The following is a 10,570-nucleotide window of genomic DNA, read 5'->3' on the forward strand; positions in this document are numbered from 1 at the left end:
AAGCTTCACATCTACCACCTTTAACATTGAAAGAAAATCTTCCCGGTTTATATCCTCTAGTTTTAGATTCTGGCAAACTTGTAAACCAATCTCTAATAGGCCCAAAGGCGCCTGTATATGTTGCAGGATTTGATCTAGGTGTTCTCCCAATAGGAGATTGGTCAATATCAATTATTTTATCAATTAATTCTACTCCTTTATATCCTTTAAATGATTTAGGTGTTTTTCTTGCTTTACTATTTAAAGTTAAATTTAAGGCATGAAATAGTGTTTGTAATATTAGTGTAGATTTTCCACTGCCAGAGACACCTGTGACACAAGTAAAAGTTCCAGTAGGAATTTTAAGATTTACATTATTTAGATTATTTCCACTCGCGCCATTGATTTCAACAAACCTACCATTTTTAGCTAAACGTCTAGTTTTAGGAATTTCGATTGTTTTTTTATTTGCAAGATATTGACCTGTAATACTATTTTTATCTTTTTTAATCTCATCATATGATCCCTGTGCTGTTATCTCGCCGCCATTACTTCCAGCTTCAGGACCTAGATCAATAATATGATCTGCATTTTCCATTGTCTCGGTGTCATGCTCAACAACAATGACTGTATTACCAAGATCTCGTAATCTTTTTAGTGCATTAATTAGTTTAACGTTATCTTTTTGGTGCAAGCCAATTGAAGGTTCATCCAAAACATATAATACACCTGTTAAACCAGAGCCAATCTGTGAAGCTAATCTTATTCTTTGTGCTTCACCACCTGACAATGTTCCAGACTCTCTAGATAATGTTAAATAATCTAAACCTACATTAAGTAGAAAATTTAATCTTTCGTTGATTTCTTTTAGAACATGTTCTGCTATTTTAAATTGTCTTTTATCAAGATTATTTTCTAAATTTTTAAACCATTCTGATGCATCCAAAATAGATTTTTTTGTTACTTCGCTAATATTGAGACCATTAATTTTAACACATAAAGCTTCTTCTTTTAATCTATCACCATTACAAGCTTCACAGGCAGTATCAGATTGATATTCAGCAATGGCCTCTCTTTTCCATTCGCTATCGGATTCTAAAAATCTTCTTTCAAGATTATTAATTACACCTTCAAAGGTTTTTTTATAAGAATATTTCTCGTAACCATCGTCATAATTAAATTTAATCTCATCTTCATCTGAACCATAAAGAATAATATCTTTTATTTTTTTAGGTAATTTTTTCCATTTTTCATCTAAAGAAAAACCATAATGTTTTGCTAAAGATGCTAAAGTTTGAGCATAATATAATGTAGTTGATTTTGACCAAGGCTCAATTGCTCCATCGGCCAAACTTTTTCTTTCATCAGGAACAACTAGATTAGGATCAACATTTAATTTCATTCCAATTCCCTCACACTCTTCACACGCTCCATAAGGGCTATTAAATGAAAAAAGTCTTGGCTCAATTTCTTCAATTGTAAAACCACTCTCAGGGCATGCAAACTTGGTAGAGTAAATTAACTTTTCAAGTTTTCTAAATTTTTGAGGAAGTGTTTCATCCTCATATTCGACAAACACTAAACCGTTAGCTAAATTTACAGCTGTTTCAATACTTTCAGCTAACCTGTTTCCAAGTTTTGAATTTAAAACTATTCTATCTACTAAGACTGAAATATCATGTTTAAGTTTTTTATCTAGATTGGGTGATTTTTCTATATCATATAAAACATTATCAATTTTAATTTTTCTAAATCCTCTTCTCTTGTAGCTTAAAATATCTTTTTTATATTCACCTTTACGACCTCTCACCACTGGCGCATAGATATATATTGTTGATTTTTTTGGTAATTTTTTAACTAAATCTACTATTTGTGTAATTGTTTGAGATGTTATTGGTTTACCTGTAAATGGTGAGTAGGGGATACCAGCTCTAGCGTATAATACCCTCATGTAATCATAAATCTCTGTTACAGTTGCAACAGTAGACCTTGGATTTTTTGATGTATTTTTTTGTTCTATTGCAATAGCTGGACTTAATCCTTCAATTAAATCTACATTTGGTTTTTTCATTTTATCTAAAAATTGACGTGCGTAGGCAGATAAACTCTCTACATACCTTCTTTGACCTTCTGCGTAGATAGTATCAAAAGCTAAAGATGATTTTCCTGATCCTGATAGACCCGTTATGACCACAAATTTGTCTTTTGGAATCTCTACAGTAACATTCTTCAAATTATGTTCTTTAGCGCCCTTAATAACTATCTTTTTCATCATAATTTTAGTTGCTTTGAGTTAATAAAATTAATATTCAGAAGAATTGTGATATAATTCTAATTAACTAATTTAACAAATATTAAATATTATGGCTGGAAGTTTAAATAAAGTATTATTAATTGGTCGTTTGGGCGCAGATCCTGAAATTAAACAAATGGTAAATGGCAAAAGTGTTGCTAGATTAAGCCTTGCAACAAGTCAATCCTGGAAAGATAAAAACACCGGTGAAAGAAAAGAAAAAACTGAGTGGCACCGTGTAGTTGTATTTAACGAAGGTTTAGTAAATGTTGTTCAACAATATCTAAAAAAAGGTGCACAAGTTTATGTAGAAGGACAACTTACGACAAGAAAATGGAAAGATGAACAATCGGGACAAGATAAATATTCAACTGAAATAGTTATACAAGGATATAATTCTTCACTGACAATGTTGGGTGGAGGTAATTCAGGCGGTGGAATTCAAAATGAAACATCTCAGCAAAATAACATTGAGGATTCTTCACAAGCGTCAGATATGGATGATGAAATTCCATTTTAATTTCTATGAAAAATACTGAAGAGCTTAAAGATAAAAATATAAAATTAATATCAATGCATGATGAGATGAGCTCATCATATCTATCTTATGCAATGAGTGTAATTGTAAGTCGTGCATTGCCTGATGTAAGAGATGGATTAAAACCAGTTCATAGAAGAATTCTATATGCAATGTACAAAGGTGGATATGATTGGTCTAAACAATTTAGAAAATCTGCAAGAATAGTTGGAGATGTTATTGGTAAATATCACCCTCATGGTGATCAGTCTGTCTATGATGCTTTGGTAAGAATGGTACAAGATTTCTCTATGAGTCTCCCTTTGATTCAAGGACAAGGAAATTTTGGTTCTATAGATGGTGATCCTGCTGCAGCAATGAGATATACCGAAACTCGCTTGTCAAAAGTTTCTCAATATTTAATTGATGATATTGAAAAAAATACAATTTCTTTCAAAAGCAATTATGATGAAACTGAGAAAGAACCTAGTGTTTTACCAGCACAGTTTCCAAATTTATTAGTAAATGGAGCTGGTGGTATTGCTGTTGGCATGGCAACAAGTATACCTCCACATAATTTAGGTGAAATTATAGATGGCACCTTAGCCTTAATAGATAACAAAGATATTAAAATTAAAGAATTAATGAAACATATACCCGGTCCAGATTTTCCAACTGGTGGTGTAATTATAGGTAAAGATATAATTAAACAAGGATATAACAATGGAAGAGGGTCCTTTAAGATTAGAGGTGAAATCTCAATTGAACAACAAAAAAATGGACGTGAAAGACTTGTAATAACTTCTATACCTTATCAAGTTAACAAATCTGTTTTAAATGAAAGAATTGCTCAATTAGTAAGAGAAAAAAAGATTGAAGGAATAAGAGATATTAGAGATGAATCGAATAGAGAAGGTATAAGGGTAGCAATAGATTTAAGAAACGGCGTAGAACCAGAAACAATAAAGAGACAATTATATAAGAATACTCAAATAGAGAGTTCATTTGGATTTAATACTTTAGCTATTGTTGAAGGAAAACCACAAACTTGCACACTAAAAGATTTTTTATCTAATTTTTTAACTTTTAGAGAAGATGTTGTAATTAAAAAAACTAAATTTGATCTTCAAAAAGCCGAAGAGCGTGCTCATATATTAATAGGATTATCTGTTTCAGTTGAAAATTTAGATAAAATAATAAAAATTATTCGATCATCTAAAACACCCGATGATGCTAAAATATCAATTTTAAAAACTAAATGGAAAATAAACAAATCTCAAAAATTAATTTCTCTAGTTGAGGGAAAAAAAGGTAAAAACCTCTATTCTCTATCTGAACCACAAGTTCTAGCTATTTTAGAGTTAAGACTTCAAAAATTAACTGCATTAGGAATAAATGAAATTGAAGTTGAAATTAAAAAATTAGCTGAACTAATAACTAAATATAAAAAGATTATTTCATCAAAAAAAGAACTTTTAAAAGTAATCAGCGAAGAGTTAAAAAATATTAAAGAGAAATTTGCTATTCCAAGAAGAACTAAAATTATAGACGCTGTTTTAAATTATGATATTGAGGAAACTATCCAAAAACAATCAGTAATAATTACAGTTACATTACAAGGATATATAAAAAGAGGTTCTTTAGATGGAGTAAAAAAACAAAAAAGAGGCGGTAAGGGAAAGTCAGGGATAACAACTAGAGATCAAGATTCTGTAGTTCAAACATTATCTGTAAATACTCATACTTCAGTTCTCTTCTTTTCTACTGAGGGTCTAGTTTACAAAATCAAAGCATGGAAAATCCCAGAGGGTTCATCATCATCTAAAGGTAAGTCTTTATTTAATATTTTACCTTTAAAAAATCACCAAGCAATAAGCTCAATCATGCCAATGCCAGAAGATGAAACAGACTTAAAAAATTATCAAATTATATTTGCTACTGCTCAAGGAAAAGTTAGAAAAAATAGTTTAGAGGATTTTTCATCAATTAATTCATCTGGAAAAATTGCAATGAAATTAGATAATAATGATAAAATTGTAGGTGTTAAAATTTGTAAAGATGATCAAGATGTAATTTTAAGTACAAAATTTGGGAAATGTATTAGATTTGAAGCTAAGAAGCTAAGAGTTTTTAAAGGCAGATCTTCTAAAGGAATTAAGGGAATAGAGTTAGCATCAAATGATCAAATAGTATCTTTATCAGTTATTGATAACGATAAAATTAATAAAAACAGAAAAAAATCAAAAGACGAAAAGTCTGAATTAAGAGCAAAAGAGAAATTTGTTTTATCAATAAGTGAAAATGGTTATGGAAAAAAGACTTCTCATACTGATTACAGAGTTACTAACAGAGGTGGTAAAGGAATTATTGGAATAGTAAATTCACCAAGAAACGGAAATATTACATCATCATTTCCAGTTTTTGAAGGCGATGAAATTTTAATTTCTACTAATAAAGGTAGGGTTATTAGAGTAGCTGTTAAAGAAATTAGAACTGCAGGAAGAAATACCCAAGGGGTTAGAATAATTAAGTTATCAGGAGAAGAAAAAGTTGTTTCAGCTATTAAAATTGATGATAATTTAATTTAATGAGTAAAATTGCAATTTATCCTGGAACATTTGATCCAATTACTTTCGGACATATAGATGTAATAAAAAAATCATTAAAATTATTTGATAAAATAGTAGTAGCTGTCTCAGATGAAAGTAACAAAAATTATCTATTTAATTCTGAAGAAAGAATAGAAATAGTAAATAAAGCTCTATTTAAAGATCTAAAGTTAAATAGGAAAAAAATAAAAGTGGTATCATTTGGCTCTTTAACCACTGATTTATGTAAAAAATACAAATCAAACATTATTTTAAGAGGATTAAGAGCTGTATCTGATTTTGAATATGAATTTCAATTAGCTGGTATGAATAGAAAATTGAACCAAAATATAGAAACAATTTTTTTAATGTCTGATGTAGAAAATCAAATTATTTCATCTAGATTTGTTAAAGAAATTGTTAAATTAAAAGGCGATATTAATAAATTTACTACCAAAAGTACGATCAAGTCTTTAAAAGAGAAATATGAATAAAATTTTTATAAAAATACTTATTTTGTTTTTTTTTATTACCAATCAATCAATAGCTGAGGAGAATATAATGATATTAAAATTAAAAGATGGTGACGTTAAAATTGAATTGTTTGAGGATGTTGCTCCAAATCATGTTAAAAGAATTAAGGAATTAGCAAATAGCGGTAAATACGATAACGTTGTTTTTCATAGAGTTATTGATGGATTTATGGCTCAAACTGGTGATGTAAAATTTGGAAATTCAGAATCCAAAGATTTTGATCTTAGAAGAGCTGGAATGGGTGGATCAGATTTTCCTGACTTAAAGCAAGAATTCAATAGTCTACCACATGATAGAGGAACTTTATCAATGGCAAGAGCTCAAGATCCAAATAGTGCAAATAGTCAATTTTTTATTTGTTTTCAGCCAGCTCCATTTTTAGATCGACAATATACAGTTTTTGGAAAAGTGATCGAGGGAATGGAATTTGTTGATAAAATAAAAAGAGGTGACCAAAACAATAACGGTGCTGTAACTGATCCAGATAAGATTATTAGTTTTAAATCTCAATAAATTTTTTAATGGCATTAAAAAAATTTGCCTTTAACGTTTTAAAAAAAGATAAATTTGCACGATGTGGCTTAATTGAGACGCATCGTGGTAATATACAAACCCCAGCTTTTATGCCTGTTGGAACACAGGCAACTGTAAAAGCTTGCACAATTGATGATATTAAAAAAACAGGTTCTGAAATAATACTTTCAAATACTTATCATTTAATGATACGCCCTGGTGTAGAAAGGATTAAGTCTGCTGGCGGACTTCATAATTTTATGAATTGTGATTTACCTATTTTGACTGACTCTGGTGGGTTTCAAGTAATGTCTCTTTCAAAATTGAATAAAATCGATAGAGAGAAAGGTGCTATATTTAACTCTCATGTTGATGGTAAAAAATTTTATTTAAGTCCCGAGGAAAGTATAAGAATACAATTAGGTTTAAATTCAGATATTGTAATGATTATGGATGAATGCCCCAAGAAAACTAATGATTATAATCTTATAAAAAAATCAATGGATCTTTCACTTTATTGGGCTGAAAGATCTAAAGTAGCTTTTGGTAGCAATCCTCATAAGGCTTTATTTGGAATTGTTCAAGGGGGTCTATTTAAAGATTTAAGACTTAAGTCACTTGAAGAATTAGTTAAAATTGGTTTTGATGGTTATGCAATTGGAGGATTAGCAGTAGGTGAGACACAAAATGAAATGTTCAATGTTTTAGATGACATCAAAGAATATTTGCCTATGGAAAAACCTCATTATTTAATGGGTGTTGGAACTCCATCAGATATTTTAGGTGCTGTCAAAAGAGGTATAGATATGTTTGATTGTGTGTTGCCTACTAGATCTGGAAGGACAGGTTTAGCTTTTACATGGAATGGAAGGGTAAATATTAAAAATAATAAGTATCAAAATGATAATACGCCACTTGATCCAAGTTATGAAAATTTTAACTTAAATAAATATTCAAAAAATTATCTAAATCATTTATTTAATACTAATGAAATATTAGCTTCAATGCTATTGACGCTTCATAATATCAATTTTTATCAAGAATTAATGTCGCAAATTAGAAAAAATATTAATTCTGGCACATTTGAAGATTTTCATAATAAATACATAGATAAGTTGTAGTTATAGTAACTGTGCTATTTTGTATGAATAATCATGTCAAATTCCTTAATTAAACAACCTTAATTGGTCAAAAGTTTTAAATTCAACGAATTGAAAAATAAAAATTTATCTGTATACACACAATATTCATTTAAAAAAAATGAATCATTTTTGTGGGCCGTTAGCTCAGTTGGTAGAGCAATTCCCTTTTAAGGAATGGGTCGATGGTTCGAGTCCATCACGGCTCACCATAATCGTATGTTTAATAACGATAATCTAAAACATAAATTTAAATCATTTTTAAAAATTTATAATTCACGTCCCATTAAAGATAATACTAGTGGAATGAGAATTGATCATTGTTTTGCTGTTTACTGCCTATTAAAAAAAATTAAACCAACAAATGTGATCGAATCTGGTGTTTGGAGAGGTCAAACTACATGGCTGATAAGAAATACATTAAAGAAAGCTAATATTTTTTCAATTGACATTGATCTATCCAATAGAAAAATAATTTATGATGATGTTATTTATTATAATAAGGATATTTCAAAAATAAATTGGCATAAGTTAAATAAAAGTAAAACATTAGTTATTTTTGATGACCATGTATGTTTTTCAAAAAGAATTGGTTTTTTAATAAAAAATAATTTTAAACATATAATTTTTGACGATAATTTACCAAATGGCTTTTCACCTTATTATTCACCCAAAATTATATATGAAAAAAAATATTTAATAAAAAAAAGGTTTATTAAATATTCTAATTTAAAAAGATTAATTAAATTTTTAACTAATTTTTATATATTAGGAAATAAAAAAAATTTTAATATTAGGTTCAATAAAAGTTTTTTGAAAGTTGTTTATCCTCCTAAAATTAACCCTAAATTAAATAAACTTTTTAATAAGTTTATTTATAAAACAGAATTATATTTTGAGTTTCCACCTTTGATAAAGTTTAATTTAAAAAAAAGATTTAAAAAATTAATTAATGTATTTGGAGAGAATGTTAATAAAGAAGATTATAAAGTTAAAAAACCTATAAGTAACTTGAAAGAATTAAAGGTTAATAAATCTTTACATTCAGAATTTAATCAACAATATGCAAGTATTTGTTATGTTAAATTGAAATGATTTAAGTTAATTTTATTGGAGGATATTTAAGAATAATGTCATTAATTTTATCATTAATAACCTTAATTCTATTAGATGAAGAAGGATGAGTACTTAAAAATTCTGGTGGCTCTTTTCCTTTATTAAGTTTTTTCATTCTCTCCCAAATTTTTATAGTTTCTCTTATATCGTATCCTGATAGTGATGAAAAAATCATCCCTAAATAATCAGCTTCGCTCTCTTGTTTTCTATTAAAAGGATTAAAAATACCTAATTGAGTAATTAGACCTACTGTGTTCATTCCAGTTGTTCTATTTACTTGAGATAATTTTCCTCCACTAAAAATATCTATTAATTGAGTTCCAGTATTGACAAGGGCTGCTCTGCTTGCTCTTTCAACTGAATGTTTTGCAACTGCATGTGCTATTTCATGACCCATCACAGCTGCTAATCCATCTGTATTTTGTGTTGCGTCCAATATTCCTGTATAAACTGCTATTTTACCTCCTGGCATACACCAGGCATTTCTAATTTTTTTTCTATCAATTAAAATATATTCCCATTCAAAATTGAGCGTAGGGTCTTCTAATCCGGCTCTATAAAAATATTCTGAGATTGAATTTTCCATTCTTTTACCAATCTCTTTAATTTCATTAAGTGTTTTTTTATCATCACTTAACTTTTCTTTTTCTTTGATTTTTTCGTAAATTTCTGCAGCTCTAGCATTTAGCTTTGCTTCAGAAACAATTTTCAATTGTTTTCTTTCAGTTATCGGTGCTGTTGTGCATGAGGTAAGTAAAAGTGAGCTACAACTACAGCCAACATAAGATAAAAATTTTCTTCTATTCATAACTATAAAATTTGATATTAATACTTTATCATGAATCTTAATAATAAAATATTAATAGTACTATTTATTATTATGATTTTGTTTGTAATATACGCTAGTTACAGTTAATTTTATGACCAAAAAAAGTAGAAAAAAATCATTTTCATTAACCTTAAGAAATTATTTTATTACAGGCGTAGTTGTTTTAATACCAATTGGTTTTACATTATATTTGACTAAAGTTTTAATAGGTATTTCATCAAATTTAATACCTAAAAATATTAATCCAAATAGCTATTTACCTTTTAATATTCCTGGCGTTGAAATTGTAATTTCAATTTTGTTAATCACAATTGTTGGAGGTTTATCACTCTCTTTCTTTGGTAGAAGAATTCTTAAATTAATTGATGATCTATTTAAAAGAATTCCTTTTTTAAGGACAGTTTATTCAGCAATTGTACAAATGACGGAAACTTTTTCAAAAAAAGATGATGGTAAAAAGAGTGTTGTATTAATTGAATATCCCAGAAAAGGTGTTTGGGCTGTTGGATTTGCTACTAAAGAAAATAAAGGAGAGATGGCAGAAAAAACGGGAAAAAATTTAATTAATGTTTTTGTTCCAACAACACCAAATCCAACCAGTGGTTTTTTATTAATGTTCCCAGTTGAGGATGTTATTTATTTAAATATGTCTTTTGAAGAGGCTTCTAAATTTATAGTATCAGCAGGTACTTCAACTAAAAAATCTTAGGCAATATCATTAATTATATCAGCCCTGTCGTACAATTTTATCAAAGGTTTGAATTTACTTATATCTTCATTTGATTTTTCTATTCTTCTCATTTCCTTTTCAGCTAATAAGAAAAGATCACTATTCTGAATTGGATCTGCTAACTTAAAATTTTTTATACCACTTTGTTTAAACCCCAAAATATCACCAAACCCTCGTAATTTCATATCTTCTTCAGATATTAAGAAACCATCATTAGTGTCTTTTAAAATTTTTATTCTTTTTTTCGCGTTTTCACTTAGATTTGATTTAAACTAGAGGATATAAACCGGGAAGATTTTCTTTCAATGTTAAAGGTGGTAGATGTGAAGCTT

Annotated in this window: 10 protein-coding genes and 1 tRNA gene; 8 read left to right on the forward strand and 3 right to left on the reverse strand. The window is 28.5% G+C overall.

The genetic code is table 11. From position 1 onward, the window contains the following. The coding region (uvrA, locus tag AMO08_RS04660) for an excinuclease ABC subunit UvrA (RefSeq protein WP_075485690.1) at positions 1-2,254 on the reverse strand (2,254 nt) is incomplete at its 3' end. 88 nt (positions 2,255-2,342) lie between these two features. On the opposite strand from uvrA, the gene ssb reads away from it, so the two are divergent. From ssb to AMO08_RS04695, 7 genes are all read left to right on the forward strand, one after another. Next, a complete protein-coding gene (gene ssb / locus AMO08_RS04665; RefSeq protein ID WP_075485692.1) occupies positions 2,343-2,792 on the forward strand; it encodes a single-stranded DNA-binding protein in 450 nt (149 codons plus the stop codon). 5 nt (positions 2,793-2,797) lie between these two features. Next, a complete protein-coding gene (gene gyrA, locus AMO08_RS04670) occupies positions 2,798-5,377 on the forward strand; it encodes a DNA gyrase subunit A (RefSeq protein WP_075485694.1) in 2,580 nt (859 codons plus the stop codon). Then, positions 5,377-5,871 (forward strand): pantetheine-phosphate adenylyltransferase, encoded by a 495-nt coding sequence (gene coaD / locus AMO08_RS04675; protein WP_075485696.1) that lies wholly within the window; start codon positions 5,377-5,379, stop codon positions 5,869-5,871. Before gyrA ends, coaD begins: the two co-directional genes overlap by 1 nt. Further along, the gene (locus AMO08_RS04680; RefSeq protein WP_075485698.1) at positions 5,864-6,424 is read left to right on the forward strand and encodes a peptidylprolyl isomerase; all 561 of its coding nucleotides are present in this window, start codon (positions 5,864-5,866) and stop codon (positions 6,422-6,424) included. Before coaD ends, AMO08_RS04680 begins: the two co-directional genes overlap by 8 nt. A gap of 8 nt (positions 6,425-6,432) precedes the next feature. Continuing rightward, positions 6,433-7,545, forward strand: coding sequence for a tRNA guanosine(34) transglycosylase Tgt (gene tgt, locus AMO08_RS04685; RefSeq protein ID WP_075485700.1), 1,113 nt, complete (start codon positions 6,433-6,435; stop codon positions 7,543-7,545). 154 nt (positions 7,546-7,699) lie between these two features. Further along, positions 7,700-7,775, forward strand: a tRNA-Lys gene (locus tag AMO08_RS04690). Positions 7,776-7,782: 7 nt separating this feature from the next. Next, the gene (locus AMO08_RS04695; RefSeq protein ID WP_075485702.1) at positions 7,783-8,658 is read left to right on the forward strand and encodes a hypothetical protein; all 876 of its coding nucleotides are present in this window, start codon (positions 7,783-7,785) and stop codon (positions 8,656-8,658) included. A 1-nt stretch (position 8,659) separates the two neighbouring features. Here AMO08_RS04695 and AMO08_RS04700 read toward each other — a convergent pair whose 3' ends face one another. Beyond that, the gene (locus tag AMO08_RS04700; protein WP_075485704.1) at positions 8,660-9,487 is read right to left on the reverse strand and encodes a M48 family metallopeptidase; all 828 of its coding nucleotides are present in this window, start codon (positions 9,485-9,487) and stop codon (positions 8,660-8,662) included. A 112-nt stretch (positions 9,488-9,599) separates the two neighbouring features. Between AMO08_RS04700 and AMO08_RS04705 the strand changes: the two genes are divergently transcribed. Beyond that, positions 9,600-10,217 carry a DUF502 domain-containing protein gene (locus tag AMO08_RS04705; RefSeq protein WP_075485706.1) on the forward strand — a complete coding sequence of 206 codons (618 nt, stop codon included), beginning with the start codon at positions 9,600-9,602 and terminating at the stop codon, positions 10,215-10,217. On the opposite strand, the gene AMO08_RS04710 is transcribed toward AMO08_RS04705, so the two are convergent. Continuing rightward, positions 10,214-10,423: a hypothetical protein gene (locus AMO08_RS04710; RefSeq protein ID WP_425304635.1), complete on the reverse strand. Its 210-nt coding sequence runs from the start codon at positions 10,421-10,423 to the stop codon at positions 10,214-10,216. The two genes, AMO08_RS04705 and AMO08_RS04710, sit on opposite strands and share 4 nt — an antisense overlap. Positions 10,424-10,570: the final 147 nt, after the last annotated feature.

The organism is Candidatus Pelagibacter communis, assembly GCF_001180205.1.
Classification (GTDB): Bacteria; Pseudomonadota; Alphaproteobacteria; order Pelagibacterales; family Pelagibacteraceae; genus Pelagibacter; species Pelagibacter ubique_O.